Annotated in this window: 24 protein-coding genes; 6 read left to right on the plus strand and 18 right to left on the minus strand. The window is 62.9% G+C overall.

The features are described from left to right. The 7 genes from VJ604_RS01020 to VJ604_RS01050 all read right to left on the minus strand — a co-directional run. A partial coding sequence (locus tag VJ604_RS01020; protein ID WP_518517897.1) for an RIFT barrel domain-containing protein occupies positions 1–714 on the minus strand: 714 nt, incomplete at its 3' end. After that, on the minus strand, positions 711–1,955 hold the full coding sequence (locus VJ604_RS01025) for a glycosyltransferase family 4 protein (protein ID WP_324079521.1): 1,245 nt from the start codon (positions 1,953–1,955) through the stop codon (positions 711–713). The genes VJ604_RS01025 and VJ604_RS01020, both read right to left, overlap by 4 nt. Further along, positions 1,952–2,479 carry a serine O-acetyltransferase gene (locus VJ604_RS01030; RefSeq protein WP_324079522.1) on the minus strand — a complete coding sequence of 176 codons (528 nt, stop codon included), beginning with the start codon at positions 2,477–2,479 and terminating at the stop codon, positions 1,952–1,954. Before VJ604_RS01030 ends, VJ604_RS01025 begins: the two co-directional genes overlap by 4 nt. Continuing rightward, positions 2,467–4,356, minus strand: a complete 1,890-nt coding sequence (gene asnB, locus VJ604_RS01035) for an asparagine synthase (glutamine-hydrolyzing) (RefSeq protein WP_324079523.1) — start codon at positions 4,354–4,356, stop codon at positions 2,467–2,469. Before asnB ends, VJ604_RS01030 begins: the two co-directional genes overlap by 13 nt. After that, entirely contained in the window at positions 4,356–5,549 is a 1,194-nt protein-coding gene (locus VJ604_RS01040) for a glycosyltransferase family 2 protein (RefSeq protein WP_324079524.1), read from the minus strand. Before VJ604_RS01040 ends, asnB begins: the two co-directional genes overlap by 1 nt. Before the next feature lie 9 nt (positions 5,550–5,558). Continuing rightward, a complete protein-coding gene (locus tag VJ604_RS01045; RefSeq protein WP_324079525.1) occupies positions 5,559–6,599 on the minus strand; it encodes a FemAB family XrtA/PEP-CTERM system-associated protein in 1,041 nt (346 codons plus the stop codon). After that, complete coding sequence (locus VJ604_RS01050; RefSeq protein WP_324079526.1) at positions 6,596–7,435, minus strand: XrtA system polysaccharide deacetylase; 840 nt, start codon at positions 7,433–7,435, stop codon at positions 6,596–6,598. Before VJ604_RS01050 ends, VJ604_RS01045 begins: the two co-directional genes overlap by 4 nt. 383 nt (positions 7,436–7,818) lie before the next feature. Here VJ604_RS01050 and VJ604_RS01055 point away from each other — a divergent pair, with 383 nt between their 5' ends. Continuing rightward, positions 7,819–8,469 carry a response regulator transcription factor gene (locus VJ604_RS01055; RefSeq protein WP_324079527.1) on the plus strand — a complete coding sequence of 217 codons (651 nt, stop codon included), beginning with the start codon at positions 7,819–7,821 and terminating at the stop codon, positions 8,467–8,469. 90 nt (positions 8,470–8,559) lie between these two features. Here VJ604_RS01055 and VJ604_RS01060 read toward each other — a convergent pair whose 3' ends face one another. The 3 genes from VJ604_RS01060 to VJ604_RS01070 form a co-directional block, all read right to left on the minus strand. Beyond that, positions 8,560–9,285 (minus strand): DODA-type extradiol aromatic ring-opening family dioxygenase, encoded by a 726-nt coding sequence (locus VJ604_RS01060; protein WP_414652377.1) that lies wholly within the window; start codon positions 9,283–9,285, stop codon positions 8,560–8,562. 177 nt (positions 9,286–9,462) lie between these two features. Continuing rightward, the gene (locus VJ604_RS01065; protein ID WP_324079529.1) at positions 9,463–10,053 is read right to left on the minus strand and encodes a YceI family protein; all 591 of its coding nucleotides are present in this window, start codon (positions 10,051–10,053) and stop codon (positions 9,463–9,465) included. 67 nt (positions 10,054–10,120) lie between these two features. Next, positions 10,121–10,573, minus strand: coding sequence for a MarR family winged helix-turn-helix transcriptional regulator (locus VJ604_RS01070; RefSeq protein ID WP_324079530.1), 453 nt, complete (start codon positions 10,571–10,573; stop codon positions 10,121–10,123). 141 nt (positions 10,574–10,714) lie between these two features. Between VJ604_RS01070 and VJ604_RS01075 the strand changes: the two genes are divergently transcribed. Next, a complete protein-coding gene (locus tag VJ604_RS01075) occupies positions 10,715–13,282 on the plus strand; it encodes a sigma 54-interacting transcriptional regulator (protein ID WP_324079531.1) in 2,568 nt (855 codons plus the stop codon). A gap of 86 nt (positions 13,283–13,368) precedes the next feature. On the opposite strand, the gene VJ604_RS19225 is transcribed toward VJ604_RS01075, so the two are convergent. The 7 genes from VJ604_RS19225 to VJ604_RS01110 form a co-directional block, all read right to left on the minus strand. Beyond that, positions 13,369–13,926 carry an Ig domain-containing protein gene (locus VJ604_RS19225; RefSeq protein WP_349256656.1) on the minus strand — a complete coding sequence of 186 codons (558 nt, stop codon included), beginning with the start codon at positions 13,924–13,926 and terminating at the stop codon, positions 13,369–13,371. A gap of 202 nt (positions 13,927–14,128) precedes the next feature. Continuing rightward, the gene (locus VJ604_RS01085; RefSeq protein WP_324079533.1) at positions 14,129–14,662 is read right to left on the minus strand and encodes a spore maturation protein; all 534 of its coding nucleotides are present in this window, start codon (positions 14,660–14,662) and stop codon (positions 14,129–14,131) included. Then, on the minus strand, positions 14,659–15,234 hold the full coding sequence (locus VJ604_RS01090) for a nucleoside recognition domain-containing protein (RefSeq protein ID WP_324079534.1): 576 nt from the start codon (positions 15,232–15,234) through the stop codon (positions 14,659–14,661). Before VJ604_RS01090 ends, VJ604_RS01085 begins: the two co-directional genes overlap by 4 nt. Further along, complete coding sequence (locus VJ604_RS01095) at positions 15,231–16,094, minus strand: S66 peptidase family protein (protein WP_324079535.1); 864 nt, start codon at positions 16,092–16,094, stop codon at positions 15,231–15,233. Before VJ604_RS01095 ends, VJ604_RS01090 begins: the two co-directional genes overlap by 4 nt. A gap of 207 nt (positions 16,095–16,301) precedes the next feature. Beyond that, positions 16,302–17,522 carry a DUF2275 domain-containing protein gene (locus VJ604_RS01100; RefSeq protein ID WP_324079543.1) on the minus strand — a complete coding sequence of 407 codons (1,221 nt, stop codon included), beginning with the start codon at positions 17,520–17,522 and terminating at the stop codon, positions 16,302–16,304. Continuing rightward, complete coding sequence (locus tag VJ604_RS01105; RefSeq protein WP_324079536.1) at positions 17,522–18,199, minus strand: RNA polymerase sigma factor; 678 nt, start codon at positions 18,197–18,199, stop codon at positions 17,522–17,524. The genes VJ604_RS01100 and VJ604_RS01105 overlap by 1 nt, the downstream gene beginning before the upstream one ends. A 192-nt stretch (positions 18,200–18,391) precedes the next feature. Beyond that, positions 18,392–18,838, minus strand: coding sequence for a hemerythrin domain-containing protein (locus VJ604_RS01110; protein ID WP_324079537.1), 447 nt, complete (start codon positions 18,836–18,838; stop codon positions 18,392–18,394). 355 nt (positions 18,839–19,193) lie between these two features. Here VJ604_RS01110 and VJ604_RS01115 point away from each other — a divergent pair, with 355 nt between their 5' ends. The 4 genes from VJ604_RS01115 to VJ604_RS01130 all read left to right on the plus strand — a co-directional run bounded on the left by VJ604_RS01115 (position 19,194) and on the right by VJ604_RS01130 (position 20,871). Then, on the plus strand, positions 19,194–19,643 hold the full coding sequence (locus VJ604_RS01115; RefSeq protein ID WP_324079538.1) for an Hsp20/alpha crystallin family protein: 450 nt from the start codon (positions 19,194–19,196) through the stop codon (positions 19,641–19,643). Between the two features lie 35 nt (positions 19,644–19,678). Beyond that, positions 19,679–20,077, plus strand: coding sequence for an Hsp20/alpha crystallin family protein (locus tag VJ604_RS01120; protein WP_324079539.1), 399 nt, complete (start codon positions 19,679–19,681; stop codon positions 20,075–20,077). A 140-nt stretch (positions 20,078–20,217) separates the two neighbouring features. After that, positions 20,218–20,586 carry an Hsp20/alpha crystallin family protein gene (locus tag VJ604_RS01125; RefSeq protein WP_324079540.1) on the plus strand — a complete coding sequence of 123 codons (369 nt, stop codon included), beginning with the start codon at positions 20,218–20,220 and terminating at the stop codon, positions 20,584–20,586. 93 nt (positions 20,587–20,679) lie between these two features. Then, positions 20,680–20,871, plus strand: a complete 192-nt coding sequence (locus VJ604_RS01130) for a hypothetical protein (RefSeq protein WP_324079541.1) — start codon at positions 20,680–20,682, stop codon at positions 20,869–20,871. A 35-nt stretch (positions 20,872–20,906) separates the two neighbouring features. Here the strand turns inward: VJ604_RS01130 and VJ604_RS01135 are convergent, their stop codons facing one another. Further along, on the minus strand, positions 20,907–21,287 hold the full coding sequence (locus VJ604_RS01135; RefSeq protein WP_324079542.1) for a response regulator: 381 nt from the start codon (positions 21,285–21,287) through the stop codon (positions 20,907–20,909). Positions 21,288–21,490 lie beyond the last annotated feature (203 nt).

A 21,490-nucleotide genomic window follows, 5' to 3' on the forward strand; every position in this document is an offset into this window, starting at 1 on the left:
CTTAGGTACCGGGAAGCCCCAGCTAAGCTCCCGGAAGACCAGGGAAGCGGGATCGCCCAGGTCCCAGAGACCGCCGGGGTGATGGGCTGCCGAGGGGTTTCTCAGGGTGAGCTCGACGGAGACCACGCTGCGGCCGGCGTAGAAATGGAGCCGGCAGTTGAAGAGCGCCCGGGCGGGAGCCTGGAAGCGCCCCTGGAGGCGCAGGGTGGTGCGCAGCCCGCCGCGTCTCTCCAGGGTGAGGCTTTCCACCAGGGCGCCGTGCCGGGTGCCGTCGGCCAGGGTCAGCTGGAGACCCTCCCCGGCCGCCACCCCCAACTCCCCCGGCCTCAGGTAGGCGGCGAAGGGGAGAAGCCGCCTGGTGTCGACCAGGAAGCAGCCGGCGCCGGTGTCGACCCGCCAGGACTCTCTGCCGGAGCCGACCTCGATGCCGACCGGCAGGGGGGAGGGGTCCGGGGAGGTGTGCAGGGTGTAGAGCGCGCGGCCCAGGGGGGGCGCCGAGGCGGAGAAATCGCACAAAAGCCACTTCACCGAACCGTCCGGCCAGCGCATCACCGGTTCCCACTGAACCGGGCAGTTGCGTCCCTGCGCATCGAGCAGCCGCACCCCCCCTCCAGGGGGGAGTTCACCCCTGACCAGGGGGACCGAGACGGTGACCGGCTCGGCGACCCGCGCCGCCCCTTGGCTCTCGATGACCCAGATCTCTTTTTCTTTCATCGCTCAACACCCCCACCTGCCGGCTCCGGCAGCGGGCCGGCGCCGGCAAACCAGGCATAGTAGCGCTCAAGCCACCTCACCCGGCCGTCGAAGTCGAAATGGCGCTCCACCCTGAGTCTCGAGCTGGCGCCGAAGCGCTCCCTCAAGGCGGGCGAGCGCAAAAGCGAGAGTACGTGGCCGGCCAGCTCCTCGGCGGCGCCGGCCGGGGCGAGGTACCCCTGGGTGCCGTGCTCCAGGAGCTCCGGGATCCCCCCCACCGAGGTGGCCACGGTCGGCAACCCCATGGCCATCGCCTCCAGCAGGGTGTTGGGCATCCCTTCGGAGAGCGAGCTCATCAAGAAGACGTCGAAGGAGGCGTAGACATCGGCCAGGTCCTCCCGGTGCCCGGTGAAACGGATCACCTTCGCCAAGCCGAGCGCGGCCACCTCGCGTCTGGCCAGCTCCAGCTCGTTGCCGTAGCCGTCCCCCACCACCGCGAAGAGCGTCCCCGGCAGCTGGCTGACCACCGCGGAGGCGGTGCGGTAGAAGGTGGCCAGGTCCTTTTCCGGCGTGATGCGGGCCACGGTCCCCACCAGCAGGCCCTCCGGGCCTACCCCCAGCTCCCGCCTGAGCACCGGGGTGGCATGGCGGCGGCTCCAGACGGTGGTGTCTATCCCGTTGGGGAGCACCGCGATCTCCCCTTCGGCGAGCCCGCTGGCGACCAGCCGGCGCTTGGTGTCGTTGGAGACGGTGAGCACCGGCTTGAGGAAGCGCTGCATCAGGAAGATCAGCACCCGCTGGCGCGCCTTGAAGGCGAGGAAGTCGGCCAGCGACCGGAAATCGGGGCGGCTCGCCACGGCGTGGGAGTGGCAGGTGAAAAGGATCCGCAGCCCCGGCCTGACCAGGCTCAGCAGCCAGCCGTAGAGAAGGGTCTTGTCGTCGTGGGCGTGCAGCACCGAGATCTGGTGGGCGTCCAGAAGGCCGGCCAGCCGACGCAGGCAGTCGGGATCCAGCAGCCCGCCGTCCTCCAGGTCGAGGTAGCGGATCCCCAAGCGCCTGGCCTGGGACGGGATGGAGAACTGGTCGTCCTTGGGCTGGCGCAGGTAGACCACCAGGACCTGGACCTTGTCGGGGTCGTGACGGGCGGCCGAGTTGAGCACCGTCTTGTCGGGCCCTCCCCCCCCCTTGTAGGTCCCCCGGAGGTCCATGACCCGGATCCCGTTCCCCTCTCCGTATGGCTGTACCGACTGTTCGTTTTTCATTCGATCCTTCCGTCCGGATATCTGAGCCGGCACTTGGCCCCCAGCGCGGTGGCTCCCACCGGCATGTCCCGGGTGACCACCGAATTGGCGCCGATCACGCAGCGGTCGCCGATGGTGACCTCCCCGATGATCTTGGCCCCCGCGCCGATCAGCACCCCGTCGCCGATCACCGCCGCCTTGCCGCTGCCGCCGCGGTCGCCGATGGTTACCCCGTGGTAGATGGTGCAGTTCTCGCCCAGCACGGCGGTGGGATGGAAGACGATGCCGCCGAAGTGGTGGATCCTGAGCCCCTTGCCGATCCGGCAGGCGGCGGGAATGGAGATGCCGGTGGTCACCTCGATGAAGCGCTCGCAGAAGAAGCGGAGCGGCTGGCTGGGGAGGCGGTGCCGGTCCAGCCAGCTGAAAAGGCGGTAGACCAGGATGGCCTGCAGTCCCTGCGAGCAGAGCCCGGCCAGCAGGGTGCGCAGCGAGGAAGAGGCCGGCTTTTGCAGACGTTCAAGATCCCCCCTGATCAGCTCGAACATGACTCGCCTCCCATGTACTCCCGGTGCCAGAGCGCGAACATCAAGAGCGCCCACAACACGGTGCCGTGATCCCACTGGCCCTCTTGATGCTCCCGCCAAATCCTGCGAACCTCAGGGATGCTGAGGTACTCCCCCAGCTCGGGACGCCCCAGCAGGGACTCCTCGGCAAGTTCCCTCAGATCCTGGCGAAGCCAGGCGCGCAGCGGCACCGTGAACCCCTGCTTGCGGCGGCTCAAGACCGTTGCCGGGAGCACCCTGGCCAGGGTGCTTTTCAGGATGATCTTCTGCCGCCCGGCGGCAAGCTTCAGGGAGCTGGGGAGCCTGGCCGCGAACTCGACCACCCGGTAATCCAGAAAGGGAGCCCTCACCTCCAGGGAGTGCGCCATGCTCATGCGGTCCACCTTGACCAGGATGTCGCCCGGCAGGTAGGTCTTCAGGTCGGTGTACAGCATGGAGGTCAGGTGGTCGGCGCCGGCGGTCTTGTCCCAGAAGCGGGTCGTGTAGCCTCCGGGGTCGTAGCCTGTGCAGGCCCGCCGGACCGGCTCGGCAAGCAGCGCCGCCAGCTCGGCGTCCTCGATGAAGGTGTTGGTCCGGTAAAAGGCCCGCGCCGGCTGACAGAGGGCGCTGGTGGCGAGCGAGCCGGCCTTGCAGAAGAGGGGGTGGCGGGACCAGGAGGCGGAGGCCTGCAGCAGCGACAAGACCGGGGTCGGCAGCAGCCGTCTGGCCAGTTCCTCCTTCATCTCGGTCACGTACTTCCCGTAGCCGGCGAAGTTCTCGTCACCGCCGTCTCCTGCCAGCGCGACGGTCACCAGCTGCCGGGCCAGCCGCGATACGTGGTAGGTGGGGAGCGCGGAGGAGTCGGCAAACGGCTCGTCCAGGAAGTGCGGCAGGAGCGCCACGGTCTGCGGCAACCCCTCCTGGACCCGGTACTCGTGGTGGTCGGTGGCAAAGAGCTCGGCCACCTCCCTGGCGTAGAGGGTCTCGTCGTGCTCACGGTCGGCAAAACCGATGGAGCAGGTCTTCACCCCCTTCCCCGCCGCTCGGGACATGAAGGCCACCACCGCACTGGAGTCGATGCCGCCGCTTAAAAAGGCACCCAGCGGGACATCGGCGACCATCCGGCAGGAGGTCGCCTCCTGCAGGAGTTCCAAGAGCGCCTCCTGCGCCTCCCCGGCGGAAAGATTCGAGCCGGAGGAGAAATCGACGTCCCAGTACTCGCTCAGCCGGGGTTCCCCTCCCGCCTCCAGCTCCAGGAGGTGCGCCGGCGGCAGCTTGTAGATGCCGCGGTAGATGCTCTTGGGAGCCGGTACGTAGAGGTACTTGAAGTAGTCGGCCAGGGCGGTCGGCTCGATCTCCGGGCGGATGCCCGGCAGGCGCAGAAGCGGCTTGATCTCCGAGGCGAAGGCCAGACGGTCGCCGCCGGCGTGCCAGTAGTAGAGCGGCTTCTTGCCGATGCGGTCACGCGCCAGCACAAGCTTCCTCTCCAGCCGATCCCAAAGCGCGAGCGCGAACATACCGTTCAGCAGGGGGATGGCGCGGGCGCCATGTTTCGCGTAGAGGGCGAGGATCACCTCGGTGTCGGTCCTGGTCCGGAACTGAACGCCTTCGGCCTCCAGCTCTGCACGCAGCTCCCTGAAGTTGTAGATCTCCCCGTTGAAGACGATCAGGTAGCGGCCGCAGGAGGAGGCCATCGGCTGATCGCCCAGCGTGGAGAGGTCCAGGATGCTGAGCCTGCGGTGGGCGAGGCCGATCAAGGGATCCAGGTATTCCCCGGAGGCGTCGGGTCCCCGGTGGCGGATCTCATCCCCCATCCGGCGCAAAAGCCCCGCGTCGGCATCGCGGACCAGGCTGCGCGTGAAACCGGCGATCCCGCACATCAGTTGCCTCCCCGCCAGGAACTGCCCGGCGCCTGGGAACGGACCGTGGACCAGGTGGTGATGGTCCGCCCCCGCAGCCGATGATAGATGCCCAGCGCCATGGCGAGGTTCATCAGCACGAAGTAATAGGGAAGAAACCAGACCTTCCCCCCGTGGGCGCGTCCCCGTAACAGCCAGCCGATGCCGGCCGCCGCCAGCATCCCGGCCGCGGAGGTCAGGCTGACCAGGTCGAGGAGATGGCGGCCGCCCCGCACGGTGTCGTGCAGCATCAGCACGAGCAGCGTGGCAGCCAGGTAGGGGGAGAACCAGCGCAGGAGCTTGTGGGAGACCAACTGCCAGGAGAAGAAGCCGACCCGCACGGGGTTCAACGCCTGACGGACCCTGAGCAGCCCGTTGAAGCTGCGGTTGACGATGCGGACCTTGCGCCCGAACTCCTTGTCGAAGGCGCCGGCCGGCTGCTCGTAGCAGACGGCGCGAGGCTCGAAGACGCCGCGGTACCCCTTGGCCACGATCTGCAGGGGGTTCACGAAGTCGTTGATGTCGCTCTCCAAAAGCGGCTCGTACAGCGAGCGCCGGATGGCGTAGATGGCGCCGTCTCCCCCGACCACCGACGAAAAGGCCGACTCCCACAGCTTGATGCGGGTCTCCAGGTCCCAGTACAGGGACTCCGTCCCCCCGGCAGCACTCTCCTTCTCCTCCCGGTAACGGGCGTGGCCGACCACGTAGCCTATCCTGTCATCGGAGAAGTGGCGGACCAGCTGACGGATGGCGTCCTGCTGGTAGATGGCGTTGGCGTCGGAGAAGATCACCAGCTCGCTGGTGGTGGCGGCCAGCGCCAGGTTGAGGGCCGCCGTCTTGCCGCGGTGCTCCGGCGCCCGCAGCAGGCGGATGCCGAGGTCGGCATAACGGCAGACCAGCTGGTCGGTACCGTCGTCGGAACAGTCGGAAACCACCAGGACGGTGAGCTTCTCCCTCGGGTAGTCGAGGGCGAGCGAGTTGACGATCTTCTCCTCGATCACCTGGGCCTCGTTGTAGGCGGAGATGATGAGGGTGACGCTGGGGCGGTATTTGAGGTCGCAGCGGTGGCTCTTCGGGAAGAGCCGCGCAAGGAGCCACAAGAGCAGCGGATACCCCAGGTAGGTGTAGCCGAGCAGCAGCACCAGCAACAATATGAAGAGACGGTCCTCAGCCATGGGCGAACCTCAGGGTATCTTTCGTACGATCGGCGGTCCCAGCACCTTGGTCAGTGCTACCGGCAGCCGCTGCCAGAGCCTGATGGCCAGCCGGTACTTCGGGTTGCTCGGGGAGAGCTCGGGAAGCGGCTCCCCCTCATTCATCAGGTACTGCCAGTACAACTGGACCGGCTGCGCCCCCCACTGCTTCTTGAAGCGGTAGGTCCCCTCCCCCACCGTGGAGCGCCCGAAGTCGAAAGTGGCGCCCCCCCTCCTGATGGCGAACCGGATGGCCTCCCAGTAGAGCAGGTTGTTCGGGCAAAGCGGCCTGTGCTCGGCAAGCGAGGAGGCCCAGGGCATCTCCACGACCTCGCCGCTCGCCGTGGCTATGCCGGCCGCCACCGTGAGCTCGCCGAGGTCGACCGTCAGCACGCGGGCCCCCTCGTCCAGAGCCGCGGTCACCTCCCGGAAGAAGGATTTGGAGTAGACCGGGGTGCCGAGGTCGCGCATGTTGTGGGCGAAGACCCGGTAGAAGTCGTCCAGCAGTTCCGCTCCCCCCATCCGGAAGCTGAGGCCGCTCTTCAGGGCCTTGCGGATCTGGTTGCGCACCTTGGGGTCGAGCCTTTCCCACTGCTCATCCTCGCTTCCCGCCAGGGGAAGGAGCATGGTGACCTTGCGGCTGCTGGTGGGGAGCCCGGCTACCGGGCGCCCGAAGTGACGGAGCTCGACGTAGCGCGCACCCAGCCGGCGGCGCAGCCGCTCGGCCTCCACGAGCAGCTCCCGTTCGGCAAGCTCGCTGCGGCAGAGCAGGCCTCCGTAGTTGACGAAGGGGACCGAAATGAGGAAGTTGCCGAAGAGGGCGCTCTTGACGTGGAAGAGCGGGAGCACCCCCTGCGCCTTCCCGGCCTGGTCGAGGGCCGCCAGGTAATGGGACTGGTGCCCGAAACTCCGCTCGATCACCCCCCTCCAGGCATAGCGGTGATAGGCGCTCGCCTCGGAGCAACTGGTGACGAAGGAGTCCCAGCTCGCCTGGTCGAGATCGCTGCTGATGTGGTAGGGTTGGGCGGTCATAGGTCGAGCACCTTGGCCATGGTTCCGAAGCTGTGCGCCCCCAACAGGTGGCGCAGCTTTGCCTCGGTCCTGGCGAGATTGAAGTAGTGCCTGAGCCGGGACTTGAAGCCGGCCGGGATGCGCGGCTGGTCCGGGTCGATCTCCCACGGGTGGAGGTAGAGGACCGCCGGCTTCAGCTCCACGGTGTTGATCCTGGTGATCCCGCGATCGATGACGGCGGCCGGGATGAAGCGCAGGTACCCCCCGCCGGCGATGGGAAAGTTGTAGTTGCGCCCGGCGAGCTTCATGGGGAGGGTGCTCATCGGGAACTCCCAAAGCTTCATCCCCTTGCGCTCCAGAAGATGGGGGAACCTGGGGGCGTCCGGCATGCCGTAGACGTCGTGATGGATGGGGAAGATGCTGGAATCGTAGCTGAACCCCTCCTCCGCCAGGATATCGAGCGCCCACAGCGAACGTTCGGTGATCGAATAGCTGGGGGCCCGGTAACCGTGCACCGCCACGCCGACCATCTCCTCGAGGACCTGCTTGGACCTGCGCACGTCCTGCCGGAAACGGGTCTCCCCGATGTTGTGGATCAGTTCGTGGCCGTAGCCGTGGCAGGCGATCTCGTGCCCCCGCCGCTGGATCTCCAGCACCAGTGAGCGGTGGCGCTCCGCCACCCAGCCCAGGATGAAGAAGGTTCCCTTCACCTCGAAGTCGTCCAGGATGTCCAGCAGCCGCCGGGTGTTGTCGGAGACCCGCGGCGGCATGTGGTCCCAATCCTCCTTGGAGAGCGCCCTCTCGAAGGCGGTCACCTGGAAGTAGTCTTCAACGTCGACTGTCAGGGCGTTCAGCATCGCTCTATCCCCCAGCGCCCCGCTCCTTCCTTGGGCGCCTTTGATATTAAATGAGGCTAACATGCCTGCGGAAGCGGGACATCCATCAGAAGTTCATTTAAAATGTGGGTCAACCGGGTGGCACAAAGGTAATAGTTGAAACGGCCGAAGGTATTAATACTGAGACGGGGGACGATCTGGAAAGGCGAAGAGCCTGCGGGCGGACGATGTCCCCCAAAGGGGGTAAAAGCGGGTCGGAAACGATGGGCAGGATGCTCTGATCGACCGGGTGGGAAAATATCTCGCTGGCTTTTCTGGGGATTTGCGATAATTATTAAGAGATATTTATCTTACCCGATCCGAGGAAACGCGCAGCACACGATGGCAGCTTACTCGGGGGCAGTATGCCTATCTATACCAGCGACAGGTGTGACGGCAGGATGCAGCCCATCAAGGTCCTCATCAGCCTCAGCAACCAGCTCCTCTGCCGCGGGCTGCAAGGGCTGCTGGTTGATGAGAGCGGGGCGTACTGCGCGAGGATCGCGACCGGCGCCGAAGAGTTCACCGGCTTCGACCCGGATGAGATCCTGGTAGATTCCCACACCCTGATCCCCGCCTACCAGCAGCGCTGGCCGCAGGCAAAGGTTATCCTCATCGACACGGGCCTCACCGACGAGGAGCTGATCTACCTGCTGCTGAACCATAAGATAGACGGCGTCATCTCCACCAGCACGGACGAGTACCTCTTCCGGAAGGCTCTGCAGGCGATCCTGAACGGCGAGATCTGGATAGACAACGGCAAGCTGAAGGTGTTGATGAACAGCCTGATGCGCTACTCCTCCAACCGGACCAAGGAATCGCTCAGCAAGAAGGAGCGGGACATCGTGCTCTGCATCGCGGAAGGGCTGAAGAACAAGAAGATCGCGGAACGGCTGAACATCAGCGAGCAGACGGTGAAGACCCACATCGGCCGCATCTTCAGGAAGGCCAACGTCTCCTCCCGCTCCCAGCTGGTCCCCCTGGCCCTCACCATGAAGCCCCCCTTTTCACACTGACCTTTCGGCAAATGGCCAGCATCCCTCGGTAGGCACAAAAAAAAGCCCTGATCACTCAGGGCTCTTTTTTTATCACCGATTATCTCTGCTTCAATCCCAGGCAAAGGCCGCCATGGAGATCACCCCGTAGGTGAAGCCGTCGTGCAGCAGCCTTCCCTTGCCGCCGGCGCCCAGCGCGGTGAAGAGGGGGAGGAAATGCTCAGGCGTGGGGTGGTTACGCAGCGCATGCGGCGCACGCAGCTGGAAATCGAGCAGTTCCTCGCGCCGGTCGTTCTCCACCTTGTCGACCACCCAGTCGGCGAACTCCCGTGCGTACGGGAGCGGCTCGGCGTTGAGCTCCCTGCCGAAGAAATCCATCAGGTTATGGGTCAGCGCCCCACTGGCCAGAAGCAGGATACCTTCCTCCCGCAGCGGCTTCAGCGCCTCGCCCATGGCGAGGTGGTGCCGCGGCCCCAGTTGAGGCTGGACCGAGAGCTGGAACACCGGGATGTCGGCCTCCGGGTACATGAGCATGAGCGGTGACCAGGCACCGTGGTCGTACCCCCGGGAACTGTCCTTGCCGCCGGGCCCGATCCCGTTATCCTGCAAAAGCGACAGGACGCGGCCAGCCAGCAGCGGGTCGCCGGGAGCAGGGTAGCTCAGGGTGTAGAGCTCCTCGGCGAAGCCGCCGAAGTCGTGGATGGTCGCGGGGTGGGGATTGGTGGTGACCCGCGGCTCAGCCGTGGTCCAGTGGGCGGAGATCGAAACGATCCCCCTGGGCCTGCCGATCTCGCTCCCCAGCCGCTTGAGGAAGTCACGGCTCGGGGATTCCTCCAAGATGAGGCTGGGGGCCCCGTGTGAGACAAAGAGCGCTGGAAAGGTAGTGGCCATGATCGTCCCCTTTGGTCGTGCCAAGCGACCGCCATCCCGCCGGAAACCTCTTCGGAACCTGCCGGAAGGGTGCTAAAAACCGGCCGGGAGGAGTCTGCTGCCTCCCGGCCCCCTGCAGAGCTGTTACTTCCTGACCATCTCCGCTTCCAGAATGATGGTGACCTCCTCGCCTACCGCCACCCCGCCGGTTTCCAGGGCCTTGTTCCAGACCAGCCCGAAGTCCTTGCGGTTGATCTTGGCAGTAGCGGTGGCACCTTTGCGGATGTTCCCCCACGGGTCCTTAGTGTCAGCGGAGGGGCCTTCCACCTCGAGCACCACCTCCTTGGTGACGCCGTGCAGGGTGAGATTGCCGGTCACTTTCAGCTTGTCCTTGCCAGCCTTGACCACTTTCTTGGAAACAAAGGTCATGGTCGGGTATTTGGCGACATCGAAGAAATCGGGGCTGCGCAGATGATCGTCACGCTTTTGCACGTTGGTGTTGATGGAGTTGGTGTCGATGCTGACCTGCACGCTGGACTTGGTGATGTCCTTGTCGTCGATGTTGATGGTCCCGGAGAACTTGTCGAAGTTCCCCTTCACGTTGGAGACCATCAGGTGGCGGACCTTGAAGCCGACGTTGGAGTGGTCCGGGTCCAGGTTCCAGGTGGAGGCGAGTGCCATAGCCGGTACGGAGAGGGCTGTCAGGGTGGCAAGCAAAGTAACGAAGCGTTTCATGGTGTTTCTCCTTTCGATGGACGTTGGATAGTTTAACGTTGAACTTGTCCGGCAAATTTTTTTCCGCTCAGACTTTTCCGGTCGTTCCTCCTTTCAATCCCAGTTTCTTGCACAGTGCTCCCAGAGCTTCCTGCTCCGTTTCACTGAGGACTGACATATCGTTGACAATGGCCGCTTCCACCTCTGCAAAGGCCCTGGTGATCAGTTCCCTTCCCTGCTCGGTGAGATGGACGGTCAGGAAGCGGCGGTCTTCGTTGTCGCGCACCCTTTGCACCAGGCCGCTTTTCTCGAGGTTGTCGATCACCATGGTGATGTTGCCGGTACTCTTGAGGATCTTGGCCGCGATGTCCCGCTGGCAAAGCGGTCCCTTGTGGTAGAGAGCCTCCAGCACGCCGAACTGGCTCAGGGTCAGATTGGCGGCCGACATCACCCGGCTGGTCCGGCTGGTGACCGATTCGGCAGCCCTCATCAGCTTGGTGTAGGTGTTGAGGGCGAGGTAGGTGGGGTTCGTGTTAGTCATGGTCTCTCTCGTAGCTCAATGTCATATAGTTTAATATAAAACTAAATCCTCGCAGCCATGCTGTCAACCACTTTTTTTCCTGCCCCGGAAAAGTATACAGTTTGGACCTGGGGCGCGATATCGGCTAACATCCCTGATTCTATGGATCTCAGCCACCTCAACGACATACCCCTTTTCTCAGGCCTGCTCCCCGGCGAAATGGCACTCATCGTCAACCGCCTGCAGGAGCGCGAGTTTGCCGAGGGTGAACTGGTGCTGACCAGGGACCTGCCCCCCCAGGAACTCTTCATCATCCTGGAAGGTCGGGCGCGGGTAGAACTTCCGGCAGACGAGGAGCAGGTGATCAACCTGACCGAGCTGGGCCCGGGACGGCTGATCGGCGAGCGCACCATGCTGACCGGACAGAGGCGCACCGCTGATGTGCGGGCCATCTCGCTGCTGCGGGCCGCCCGGCTCTCCCGGGAGGATTTCGAGCAACTGCTGGGGGAGATACCGACACTCTACGCCAATCTCTGCCGCATCCTCGCCGGACAGCTCGGCAGCTGGGCGCAACGTCACCGGCGCGAGGAGAGCGAGCACCGCGAGTTGATGAGCTCCATCATCGGCAGCCGGCTCTTCCCTGAGTACGACCGTTATCCGGGCAACTCACCGTGGGTGCGGGAGATCAACCAGCGCCTGGCCACCGTGGGCGCCAGCCGCCGGGACGTGCTGATCGTCGGGGAACCGGGGACCTGGAAGGATCTGGCCGCCCGGCTGATCCACGAGCACTCCATCTCCGCCGGCCCCGTGCTCTTTCTGGACTGCGGGGCGCCGCCGGTGACCTTTACGGCCGGTGAGAGCCTTGCCGATCCCGGTCCGGCGGGGGAGCTGGCTCTCGCGCAGCAGAACGCGCTCTTCGGTACCGCCTCCCTTCCGGACGGCTCCTCGCACCGGAGCAGAAGGGGGATGGTCGAGATGGCCGACGGGGGCGACCTGATCCTGCGGCACGTAGACCGGCTGGCGCCACAGGTGCAGGAAGAGCTGGCGAGCTTCCTGAAGACCGGCGAATTCAGGCGGGGATGGGACAGCCGCGCCCGCAGCTCCCGGGTCAGGATCATCGCCAGCAGCGGCAAGCCGCTGCACCTTTTGGCCCAGGCGGGGCAGTTCCACCCCGACCTCTACGCGAGGCTGAGCCGCGAAACGGTGCACCTGCTACCCTTCCGGGAGCGCAGAAAGGACCTCCCGGGGGTGGCCCGGGAGCTTTTGCGCACCGTCTGCGCCAAGCACCGGACCAAGGTGCCCCGGCTCTCCCAGGACGCGCTCAACCTGCTGGTGGAACACGACTGGCCCCTGAACGGCACCGAACTGTACCAGGTGCTGAGCCGCGCGGTGCTGGTCTGCGGCGAGGGGGAGATCCATCCCGAGCACATCTCCCTGCAGGGCCAGCAGGCCGGCGAGGGTCGCTTCAACCTGCTGGGGCTCCCCACGGTGGAGCGGCTCGCGCACTCCCCTACCCTGCACGGAAAGCTGCGCTGGGTCAGCGTCGCCCTCTTCCTGGCGCTGCTCCTCTTTCTCCTGTGGGGACCCGGCGAGGATAACCCTGCCAACCTGGCGGCCTGGACCCTGGGCTGGCCCGCGCTGGTGATGGCCACCTTCTTCTTCGCCCGCGGCTGGTGCGGCATCTGCCCGCTGGAGGCGATCGGCTCGCTGCTGGGGAGGTCAGGGGACGCCGTGCACCGGCGGGGGCGCCGTCTGCGCAGTTGGGGGGCCGCCTTCAGCTTCGCCGGCCTCATCGCCATCCTGCTCCTGGAACAGGGGGTCGGGATGCTGGCACGTCCGCGGACGACCGGAGTTCTGCTGGGAGGAATACTGGCGGCGACGGTGCTGGGCGACCTGCTTTTGGGGCGTCGCGGCTGGTGCAAGTTCCTCTGTCCGCTCGGGCGGGTGGTGGGGCTGGTGGCGCGCATCTCCCTGCTGGAGATGCACAGCAATCACACCGTCTGCCTGAGCAGGTGCCGGGTAGAGGAATGCGTAAAGGAAAAGGGTTGCCCGATGGGGCTGCACCCGTCGGGCCTGGACGGCTCGGACCACTGCGTGCTCTGCATGCAGTGCCTGCGCAACTGCCCGCACCGCTCCATGCAGCTCGACCTGCGTCACCCCTCCTCGGGGTTGCTGGGACGCACCCGGCATGCGACCGGTGATGCGCTGCTCTGTGTGACGCTGGTGGCGGTGGTACTGGCCTTGAAGGGGGTATCGCTGGTGGTGGGTGTTGGCGGCGGGGTGGAGCGGGCCCCGCTGTGGGGGCTCCATGAGTATCTAGTTGCCCTGGCGGTGCTGGTGGGGTATCCCTCCCTGGTGCTGGCCGGCTGCCTCCCCGGCCGCCCCCTGCGCTGGAGGAGGGTCTTCGCCAGTTGCGGACTGGCCTACCTGCCACTTGCGGCGGTCGGTCTCTTCATGCTCTACTTCCGGCCGCTGGTGGAGTACGGGGCGCGGCTGGTCCCTGAACTGCTGGTCCTTTCGAGGTTGGATACCCTGCTCGACCCGGCGCTCCTCACCCCGGAACTGGGGACGCTGCGCCTTCTGTTCTACCCGCTGATCCTGGCCGCCGGAGCCTTCTCCTGGCACACCCTCGGCAAGCTCCGGAAGCTGGACATCCCGGCAACCGGCACCTTCTACTGCCAGCGCTTGTTGATCCTGGTAACCACTGCCCTCTTTCTTTTTGTCCTGTAGGTCAAGACCGCCCCACCGTTTCCCGGTCCTATTACCCATCAGCCAGGCCTGGTGAAAACCTGGGGAAGACCCTGGCGCCGTGCGCCCTACACTCCAGTGACGGTAAAAGTGACCGCGGTATTGGCGGTTGCCGGAGCGAGCAACACGGAACCGGCTGGCACCTGGATACTGCCGGTTATTAAGGTCGCCACCCCGTTGGGAGGAGTGAACGTGGTGCCGGAAGGTACTATGATACTCTGGCCGGAAGCTATGATAGCCGACGATGCGGGAGCCAGTGTGATGGTAGACGTACTGCTCACCACCAGGGAAAGACTCTGTGTGCTGGTGGTTGCGGGGGTCGACGAGTCGGTCACGGTAACGGAGAACGTGAAGGTGCCGGCGGTGGTGGGAGTCCCGGAAAGGACACCGGTGCTGCTGAGCGTCAGGCCGGCTGGCAGCGTGCTCCCGCTGGCAACAGTCCAGGTGTAGGGCGCCGTTCCGCCGTTGGCTGTCAGGGTTTGGGAATAGGCGGTATTGATGGCTGCGTTTGGCAAGGTGGTGGTCGTGATCATTACGACAGGGGAGGCACCCGGAAACCAATCAGCGCCACATCCGGTGAGGCAGGCGACCAGGAAGAAAATGGTGGCAATCAGGACATTTTTCATGGGTACGCGTTTCCTTTTCGATGGCGCTCTGGCAAAGCAATAGCCCCTGAGCCGGGCGGAGCAAGCGATGTGGCCTGACGAGCTGGAGGAATAACCGACTGAGTTTTTGCTTATACCATCGTCCGGGATTAAATACCATAAATATTTAATCGTGTTCAGGTTTCATCTCTGCCCTGTACTTTCAAAGGGGTTACCCTGCACATCAGTGGTAGAGATACCTCGCTGCCATGATCGCCACCACCACCCCGATGACATCGCCGATCAGGCAGACCGGGACCAGGTAGCGGCTGTTTTTGATGTTCACCGCGCCAAGGTAGACGGCCAGCACGTAAAAGGTCGTCTCGGCGCTCCCGATGATCACCGCGCTCATCTTGGTGGCCATGGAGTCGGGCCCGGTGGTCTTGACGATGTCGGTAAACATGGCGGTGGAAGCGCTTCCGGACAGCGGCTTGATGAAGGAAATCGAGATCACCTCAATGGGGATGTCGAGGAAGGAGAACAGCTGGTAGAAGCCGTTCTTCAAAAAGTCGAAGGCGCCGGAGGCCTGAAACCCCTTGATCGCCACCAAAATGGCGAGCAGGTACGGAAAAATGTTCAGGACGACGCGCGGCCCCTCCTTGGCGCCGGCCACAAAAGAGTCGTAGACGCGGACTTTTCTGAAGAAACCGTAGAGCACCGCGCCCAGGATGAACAGGGGGGTGATGAGCAGGGAAAGGTAGCTGATGGAATCGATCATTTCAGGACCCTCCGGAATCCGAAGAGCACCAAGAGCGCGGAGCAGGCGTGGATGACGGTAGCCACCATGACCGGGAGCACGATGGCCGCCGGGTTCTTCGCGTGGAAGCTCGCCAGGATCCCTATCAGCGAGAAGGGCACCAGCTGGATGCTCGCGGTATTGACCACCATGAAGACCATCATCTCGAAGGAGATGGTCTCACTGTGTCCGTTGAGCTCGCCAAGCTCCTGCATCGCCTTGATCCCCAAAGGGGTCGCGGCATTGCCAAGGCCGAACATGTTGGCCAAGAGGTTCAGCGTGATAGCCGAGATGGCAGGATGATCACCGGGCACCTGCGGGAACAGCCTGCCGACAACCGGCTTGAAAACGTGGGCGATGCGGTAGATCAGCCCGGAATCTTCCAGTATCCTGGTGATCCCCATCCAGACCGAGATGATCCCCAAAAGGAAAAGAGATACCTCCACCGCAGCCTTGGCGCCATCGAAAATGGCCTTGGTGAAGGGCTCGAGGTTGCCGGTAAAGATGGCGGATACGATGCTGATGCAGATCAACAGGAGCCAGATTATGTTCACCCAACACCCCCCGGAGTGGCGATCGAGGTTATCACCAGCGACTTTTTGTTCGTATCGATCTCGACGCCGGCGCCTATCGGCAGCGTTATCATGTTGAGGACATGCCCGATGAAAGGACAGTGCACCACCGGTATGCTGATTTCCATCTGCGAGGCGAGGATATGGTAAACCGCACGGCTTTTGAGGCCGAAATCGCCGAGTATCAGCGCCTGCACCCCGCTGAATTTCCCGGCCAGGATCCACTGCGTCAGGTAGCGATCCACGCGGTACAGCTTTTCATCCACGTCTTCGAGAAACACGATCGCCCCCTCCAGATTTACATCCCAGTCAGTATCGATGAGGGCGCTCATGGTTGTCAGATTGCCGCCCTTGAGTACGCCGCTGGCCTTGCCGTGATGGTAGACCTTGACCGGCGCCCCCCGGAACAGGTTCTTTTCGGGAAAACCCTGCAGTGCGTTCTGAAAGGATTTCAGGGTGAACTCGGTAGGATCATGCAGGTTGATCACCATGGGGGCGTGCAGCGTCACCAGGCCGGTACGGTCGTAAATTGGATTGAGCAGCGCGGTCAGGTCGCTGAAGCCCGCCAGGATTTTCGGGTGCTTGCCGATCAGCTCGAAGTCGAGATGGGGAAGCACCTTCATGGCGCTGTAGCCCCCTCGCTGCGCCAATACGATGTCGACATTGGGATCGCTGAACGCTGCGTGTAACTGCTCAGCCTTCGCCTGCGGCGTCGGAAGTTTCCGTACAAACTCCGGATTCAGCACCCGGTATCCCTGCTTTTCGAGCTGCCTGATTCCCTTGTCGTGATCGCTCTTCTTCTTGATCAGGTAACTCGGCGTCACTATGGCGATGTTCTTCAAAGTTTCTCCGATTCCGTCTGGCTTTTTCCGGAAACTGCGAACGGCCGCACCGACTGGTATATTGGCATCCACGAACATCTTTGACAACTTGCAATCTTTCTGCTCTCGAAAGAGGAGAGCCTCATCGGTAGCGCCCCTGGGTGAAGAGTACCCACCTCGCCGCCACCGGTGAGGTGGCTGGTCGCCAGCACCAGGACAACTGTCGCGTTACCAGCTTATAGTAACCTCCACCGTCGTTGCCTCTTCATCCCTTGGCGGTGGAGATTTCTGTATGGTGCCGATCTTGGCGAGCAGTTTTGAGAGGGAGGAGAGTTTAGCCGCTTCCACGCGCACCACCAGGCGATGGTGCAACGCTTCGTAGGAACGCTTGACGATGGTGCCGCCACAGCGAATGACGGCCGGCTCGACGGAGTCAACGGCGGCCACAGGATCGCTCACCGTAAGTGCAATCTCCAGCCCTGCGGCAGTGGGGACCATCCCCGCCTGCCCGCTTTCTTCCTGCAGAAAGCCGGGGAGAGAGGCTTCGGCGTCGGCCCTCCCCGGTGGCACCGCCTGCCGGGACAGCGCGGCTCCTCCCTTCTGCCGTGACGCTTCCGAAGAGCCCCGCTCATACTGCTCGTTGGCCTTCAGCTGCTCGGCCCCCTTCTTCGCAGCTGCCCGGTGCTGGTGCCCCTCGGGGGTGGGGGCGTCAGTTTCCGGGGCAAGCGTGCCCATCAGAGAAAGGGGAGCCTGCGAAACGGACGCGTCAAAAGAGGGCGCATGGGAGCGTGCTGTGCGCTGAACGGCTGCCGGGGCAGCGGGGGCCTCGGAAGGAGGCGCCGGTGCAGGAAGCGGAGGTTTTGAAGCGGCCGCCTCTTGTGCAGCCGACGGTATCACAGGCTTCGGTTGAGGCGCCGCCTGGCGAGGTGCGGGGTGAAGATATTTTGGTTGACCGGCGCCCACCGGGACTTTCCTGGCAGCCGGGGCAGGCGCAGGCGCAGGTGCAGCCGCAGGAGCAGGAGCAGGAGCAGGAACTGGAGCAGCCGGAGCCTCAGCAGGCCGGGCCGACTCCTCGCTGGCGGGAAGCGGGGCTGACGGCGACGCCAGATGGGCGTTATTGCGGGCGAGGTAATAGCCCATGATGCAGATGAAAAGGATGGCAAAAGCCTCCACCGGCAGCTTCACGTGGAGCGGCAGGAAGAGGCGGCGCCACAGGCTCGGTCGGGCAGCCTCGTCACCCACCTTCGCCATGATCTTTGCGGTCATCCAGGGGGGTGGCTCCACCTCAGGGAGTGCCTTCACAAGGGCGATGGTCTTCCCCAGCTCGGCCAGCGCCTTACGACACTGCTCGCACTCCGCCAGGTGCGCCTCGATCGCCCTCCTCTCCGCGTCGGTGACCGCATCGTCCAGAAAATCGGACAGCTTGCGCCTTATCTCAGTGTGCTCCATCACAGCTCACCCACCGCCCGTTTCAGGCATCCCTTCACCGCCTCCCGGGCCCTGAACAGGCGGGACTTGATCGTCCCTTCCCGGACCTGGAGTGTGGCGCACATCTCGTCGTAGGAAAAGTCCTGCATGTCCCGTAGCACGATGACCTCGCGGAACTCGGAGGCCAGGGCCTTTATACACCCTTCCAGCTTCTCATGCAGGTCGAGTCGCTCCAACCTCTCCAGGGGAGACGGGGCAGGCGACCTCTGCTCATGATGAACACCGCCCTCACCAGGTGTCGGCGCATCGACCGAGGAAAAATTGTTGTGTCTCCCGGCCTGCTGGAGCCGGTTCCTCGACAGGTTGATGGCGATGCTCGTCAGCCAGGTGGAGAACCTGGACTCCCTCCGGAAGGAGGCGATCCCCCGGTAGGCGGCGAGGAAGGAATCCTGCACCACTTCACAGGCATCCTCGTAATCGCCCGTTATCCGAAAAGCGATATTGAGTAACCGCTTCTGGTGCTTGCGCACGAGCAGCTCGAAAGCCGAAAGCTCACCGCTTAGCCAGGAAGCCACCAGTTCGGCATCCTCGTCGGCGATGGTCTCCCGGTCGCCAATCGTATAATCTGACAGCTCTGCCACGCGGCGGTCCACCTGGGTGAATTCGGAGAGTATCGAGAAGCAGACGCAAAATACCATGCATGGCCTCAGCGGTCACTGAAAATTGCTCCATTCCTCGGTGACTGGACGCCAAAAAGCCGCTTAACTGTCGTTACACGGCTTGAACCATCTGCCGGCTCCGTCTATGCCTGCGGAGCCATCTCCCCTGGAAACAGAAAAGCCCAAGAGAAACGTTCTCCCTTGGGCTTTCAGCCAACTCCCGGCGAGCGGCTACTTTCTGCCCGATGCCGTCCGCTCCTTCATCTCGGTCACCTTTTCGCCGATCTGCTGCAGCAACTGCGGCTGCATGTACTTGGTGCAGCCCGGGAATACCTTTTTCTCCTCATCCTGGACATGATGCAACACCCCTTCCTGCATCTTGGTGAAGCTCTTTAGCCACTCCTTGGTGGTGATGTGCATATTCTCCAGTTCCGAGAGGAATTTCTTGGTCTTCTCGTGCTCCTCGATGGCGTCACTGGCCAGGTCCTTCAATTCACTGATTTTCTTCACCTCCGGGTAAAAAAGCTTTTCCTCCATCTGCATGTGCTTTTGCAGGGCATCCCGCAGGGTTTCGAAGAGGTCCTGCCTTTGCTCCTGCCCCCCCTCGGCTATCTGCGTCATCAACTTTTCCGCCTGCCGATGGTCCCGCTTCAAGATTTCGAACGCTTTCTGTGGCATGAATTCCTCCTTTGTTGTGGGAATGATCTGTTCAGGCCCTGTACGATTAGGGGACTTTAACATGGATCATGCTCAATACAAGGCCACCACTACAGGTTGGTTGCCCTCACCTGATCCGGATTCCCAAGCGGCCCCGGGGATACCTATGACATTGCTGCATCCAGGCTGAACAGCATGCGGGGAGTCCTGGTCACCATGAACAGGGATGAGCCAGTTACGGCAATCAAGCACGGTAATTAGTTAATATTGCTAAGCCAGCAAAATGTGCAGCATGTTGCAGCTCCCCCCCTTGACACCGAAAAAGTGCGTACTTATTTTTCGATCAGTAATCACTACTCGAAAGGAGGTAACTCACATGGCAACCTGGGATGTATTCAAAGAACTCGACAGCCTCAGAAGGGAACTCGATGATGCCTTCAGTGGCGCTGGTTTCGGTCGCCCATTTGGGCCGACATTCCTTTCGCCGGTGACCGCGCGCCGTTTCCCGCTGGTCAACTTCAGCGAGGACGAGGGGAATTTCTACGTGGAAGCCATGGTGCCCGGCGTCGACGCCAAGGAGATCGAGCTAAGCGTGCTGCGCAACACGCTGACCATCAGCGGTGAGCGCAAACCGTTCGCCGAGAGGCGGGGCCAGATCGTGCACCGCTCCGAGCTCGGCTCAGGCAGATTCTCCCGCACCATCGAACTGCCCGTCGACATCGATCCCGACAGGATCACCGCCAACTATAAGGACGGCATCATGCTTGTGACCATGGCCAAGGCGGAACACGCCAAACCGAAAAAGATCGACCTGATCGTCTCCTGACAGGGAAGACACGACACGGAAAGGAGGTAAAAACCATGTCAGCGAACAGCTTGACCGCAACCAACGAGCAAGGCAATGTGCAGACCCGTGAAGATACCCGGTCCAACGAGCGCTTCATCCGCCCGGCGGTGAACATCATCGAGGATGAAGAAAGCCTGGTCCTGACGGCGGACCTCCCGGGGACGACCAAGGAATCGGTCAACCTGCACATAGAAAAAGGAATCCTCACCATCAGCGCACCGGCCCGTCACCAACTCTCCGGTACCTTCGTCCACCGCGAGTTCGAACTGGACAACTACTACCGCCAGTTCACCATTCCGGAGAGCCTGGACCATGAGAAAGCCCGGGCCGACTACGTCAACGGCATCCTTACCATCCGGATACCGAAGGCGGAGGCGGCCAAACCGAGACGGATCGCCGTACAGGTCGGGTAAGAGAAGTGCTAGGAGGTGATCACCATGTCAAACCTGTTGCCCGAAAAGTGGAGGGAGGTACTGGAGCCGGTACAGGAGAAAGTCGGCCAAGCGCTGGCGAATCTCATCCCCTGGAAACGGAGGAGACTTCTCCGGAGGGGATGACGGCCGACACCCTCCCCGCCTTCATGCAGCGGATCGGCGGCCCGCTGCTCGACATGCAGGAAACAGCTGATGAACTGGTTGTCAGGGCAGAAGTGCCGGGACTGAAGAAAGATGAGTTCTCCGTCGAGCTTCTCGGCAGACGGCCGACCATACGAGGAGAGAAGAAAGTCGTCCAGGAACGGAAAGGAGGTGATGGGTTCCTTTTTTCAGAATGCCGATACGGCAGCTTCTCCAGAACAGTGCAATTGCCTTATGAGGTCGACAGCGGTACCGTCAATGCGGACCTCAAACACGGGGTCCTCACCATCCGGCTGCCCAAGCCGGAGCAAGGACGGCACGCGGGTTACCGGGTGCCGGTATCCTGAACCAGCGAGGGTTGTGAGGGCCGCCAGCGCGGCCCTCACTGGTTCGTCGGCAGAGTCGTGATTTCTTTCCAGCGATATAGTGAGGAGGGATAGATGAAAGGTAAAGGAATCAACCCCCTGCGCATAGTTCAAGAGCATGTAAAGGAGCTGCATCAACAATACAGGACCATCGCAGACCCGCAGAAAAAGGAAGTTTTGGAGAAAAGACTGACCAACCTCTACAACGTGCTCCGGTTTCTCTCAGGAAGAGAGGAGGGGTCCGGAAACGTTGGCCATTTCGCCTAGCGCTGTTGCACGAGCAGGCTGGGCCGCTCCCCTTGTTACCCAGGCGTGGCCGGGGCCGGTAGGGAAGGCCCGAGCACGTCCATAAGTTCGGCAAAATCAAGCGGCTTCCGAATTATCGCCGATACCCCAGCCTGCACCGCCGGCACGATGATATCCTGCAGATTGCTTCCGGTCACCATCACGACCTGCATATCCGGATGCTGGGCTCTCACCTCAATCGCCAATTCGACACCGCTCATCCTCGGCATCTCGAAATCGGTAATCAGCATGCCGAAGCGATCAAGCTTCATCATTTCCAGGGCCTGCGTGCCATCAGACACTGCCCGGACGCGGTACCCCCTGCTCTCCAGCATCATGCTGAGGATGCGCAGAGAATGAAGGTCGTCATCGACCAGCAGGATTGACCCTCGACTCATAACCACTCCTATCTAACGTGCCGTGCCGGTGCAGGCAGTGGCGCAACCTGGCTGCCCAAATACCTTTCACGATAAACCTCGTTTCTTATCCAACAGTTCCTCAATAGAGGCGGCAGGTTGTGCTCTCTGTCCTGTTGGTGGTGGAAAAGTCCCCGCCCCCAGGAAGGAAGGACTCTAAAGAGCCGGGGCAGGGGGAACCGTTG

This window comes from Geomonas sp., assembly GCF_035254065.1.
GTDB lineage: Bacteria > Desulfobacterota > Desulfuromonadia > Geobacterales > Geobacteraceae > Geomonas.

What these genes read in the sequence shown, in the direction of transcription:
- VJ604_RS01025 (WP_324079521.1), bottom strand. Translation starts at nt 1,955, where the DNA reads ATGAAAAACGAACAGTCGGTACAGCCATACGGAGAGGGGAACGGGATC.
- VJ604_RS01030 (WP_324079522.1), bottom strand. Translation starts at nt 2,479, where the DNA reads ATGTTCGAGCTGATCAGGGGGGATCTTGAACGTCTGCAAAAGCCGGCC.
- asnB (WP_324079523.1), bottom strand. Translation starts at nt 4,356, where the DNA reads ATGTGCGGGATCGCCGGTTTCACGCGCAGCCTGGTCCGCGATGCCGAC.
- VJ604_RS01040 (WP_324079524.1), bottom strand. Translation starts at nt 5,549, where the DNA reads ATGGCTGAGGACCGTCTCTTCATATTGTTGCTGGTGCTGCTGCTCGGC.
- VJ604_RS01045 (WP_324079525.1), bottom strand. Translation starts at nt 6,599, where the DNA reads ATGACCGCCCAACCCTACCACATCAGCAGCGATCTCGACCAGGCGAGC.
- VJ604_RS01050 (WP_324079526.1), bottom strand. Translation starts at nt 7,435, where the DNA reads ATGCTGAACGCCCTGACAGTCGACGTTGAAGACTACTTCCAGGTGACC.
- VJ604_RS01055 (WP_324079527.1), top strand. Translation starts at nt 7,819, where the DNA reads ATGCCTATCTATACCAGCGACAGGTGTGACGGCAGGATGCAGCCCATC.
- VJ604_RS01065 (WP_324079529.1), bottom strand. Translation starts at nt 10,053, where the DNA reads ATGAAACGCTTCGTTACTTTGCTTGCCACCCTGACAGCCCTCTCCGTA.
- VJ604_RS01070 (WP_324079530.1), bottom strand. Translation starts at nt 10,573, where the DNA reads ATGACTAACACGAACCCCACCTACCTCGCCCTCAACACCTACACCAAG.
- VJ604_RS01075 (WP_324079531.1), top strand. Translation starts at nt 10,715, where the DNA reads ATGGATCTCAGCCACCTCAACGACATACCCCTTTTCTCAGGCCTGCTC.
- VJ604_RS19225 (WP_349256656.1), bottom strand. Translation starts at nt 13,926, where the DNA reads ATGAAAAATGTCCTGATTGCCACCATTTTCTTCCTGGTCGCCTGCCTC.
- VJ604_RS01085 (WP_324079533.1), bottom strand. Translation starts at nt 14,662, where the DNA reads ATGATCGATTCCATCAGCTACCTTTCCCTGCTCATCACCCCCCTGTTC.
- VJ604_RS01100 (WP_324079543.1), bottom strand. Translation starts at nt 17,522, where the DNA reads ATGGAGCACACTGAGATAAGGCGCAAGCTGTCCGATTTTCTGGACGAT.
- VJ604_RS01105 (WP_324079536.1), bottom strand. Translation starts at nt 18,199, where the DNA reads ATGGTATTTTGCGTCTGCTTCTCGATACTCTCCGAATTCACCCAGGTG.
- VJ604_RS01110 (WP_324079537.1), bottom strand. Translation starts at nt 18,838, where the DNA reads ATGCCACAGAAAGCGTTCGAAATCTTGAAGCGGGACCATCGGCAGGCG.
- VJ604_RS01115 (WP_324079538.1), top strand. Translation starts at nt 19,194, where the DNA reads ATGGCAACCTGGGATGTATTCAAAGAACTCGACAGCCTCAGAAGGGAA.
- VJ604_RS01120 (WP_324079539.1), top strand. Translation starts at nt 19,679, where the DNA reads ATGTCAGCGAACAGCTTGACCGCAACCAACGAGCAAGGCAATGTGCAG.
- VJ604_RS01125 (WP_324079540.1), top strand. Translation starts at nt 20,218, where the DNA reads ATGACGGCCGACACCCTCCCCGCCTTCATGCAGCGGATCGGCGGCCCG.
- VJ604_RS01130 (WP_324079541.1), top strand. Translation starts at nt 20,680, where the DNA reads ATGAAAGGTAAAGGAATCAACCCCCTGCGCATAGTTCAAGAGCATGTA.
- VJ604_RS01135 (WP_324079542.1), bottom strand. Translation starts at nt 21,287, where the DNA reads ATGAGTCGAGGGTCAATCCTGCTGGTCGATGACGACCTTCATTCTCTG.